Raw genomic sequence first — 1426 nt, forward strand, 5'->3', positions numbered from 1 at the left:
AGCGCGAACAAGTCGCGCCTGGGAAGTCCCGCGATGTTCAGGCTCTGCAGGAACCGCTCGCCCGCCTCGGATGGCACGCTCGGCGAGAGTGGCGGCGCCTCGATGACCTCCTCCACGACCACCGCCCCAGCCTCGTTGAGCGAGCGCCGCTGGTGGGCGAAGGAAATGACCAACGGGCCGTCGCCATCCTCGGCCGGGAGCTGCGTCACGAGGAGGATTGGGTAGGGGATGGCCCGGTGCAGCAGTTCGATGAGCCGGGGAGCCTTCGCCCGACCACGAAGCCGCATCGTCACGACCGCGACTTCGAGGTAATCGCGATGCTCGTCTTGAAACGCCGGAACGCCGATATTGGCCGGCTTGAGCGCGGCGACCCAGGTGATCTCCTCGACGCCCTCCTGTACTTGCCGCCGGTCGGCCGTGGTTGGAGCGCCGTGCTCTACGAGCAGGGTCTTCGGCACCCGCCGGTCCACGCGCGTCTCGGGCGGCAGACCGAGCGCGTTGATGACACGCTCGAACGTCATGCGGAAGCACGTGGCGGGAGGACGACGAGATACGCCAGCACCTCGAAGTCGTCGATGCCGTGAAACTCCCCCTGCAGAGCATGCGTGCCGCCCGGCGTAAAGAGACTAGCGACGGCGCGTTCCTCGCCCTTCCCGGCGACGGAGGCGACGGCGCGCGCGAGCAACTCCCGCGTGGCGCTCATGTCGTGTCCCGCCTTCGTCGCGCGGTCGAATCGCTGTACGGAGTCGGCATCCACCTCGTGCTTCCCGGAAGCGAGCCGCCGCAACCGATCAAGGACCTGCTTCGCCTGGGTGAACGGGAGCAGTACGGCGCCGTCCTCGCCGACATGGACGACAAAGTGCGGGGCGAGCGGGTAAGCGGGATCAATCACCTTCAGGACACCTTCGCCGACCGCGCGGAGGCAGAAGATCACCCCCGGCGGAATGTCATCATCCCCGGTGGCGGTCACGGCAAAGGTGCCAAGCGGGAGGCCGCCCAGGACGCCAGGATGCTCCTTCGTGAACCCGGCGAGGTCGATGCGGAAGTCGTTCAGGGTGAGGTCTGTGATCGATACGCCGCTGGACAGGTCCTCGAGATCGATCACCGTGTCCTGGAGCTTCAGCAGTTGCTCGCGCCGGTATTCCAGATCGTTCATCTGGTTCCCCGGCTGGTACTCGATGACGTTCTCCTCGCCTGTGGCGGAGATGTCGAGCAGCACCATTCGCCCGCTCACGCGGGATTCGAGGTTGATGTATTCCTCGAGTTCGATGTTCGGCCAGAAGTTCACGAGCTGGATGCGGGCGTTCGGCGAGCCAATCCGATCGATGCGGCCGAATCGCTGAATGATTCGCACGGGGTTCCAGTGAATGTCGTAGTTCACGACGGTGTCGCAGTCCTGGAGGTTCTGCCCCTCGCTGATGCAGTC

General features: G+C 65.5%; 2 protein-coding genes. Both read right to left on the reverse strand.

All coding sequences use genetic code 11. From position 1 onward, the window contains the following. Positions 1 to 521: DUF4391 domain-containing protein (locus WEB06_03470; protein MEX2554673.1), on the reverse strand; the 521-nt coding region annotated here is incomplete at its 3' end. Beyond that, positions 518 to 1426 (reverse strand): C-terminal helicase domain-containing protein (locus WEB06_03475; GenBank protein MEX2554674.1); only part of this gene is annotated, 909 nt, incomplete at its 5' end. The genes WEB06_03475 and WEB06_03470, both read right to left, overlap by 4 nt.

The organism is Actinomycetota bacterium (genome assembly GCA_040905475.1).
GTDB lineage: Bacteria > Actinomycetota > AC-67 > AC-67 > AC-67 > DATFGK01.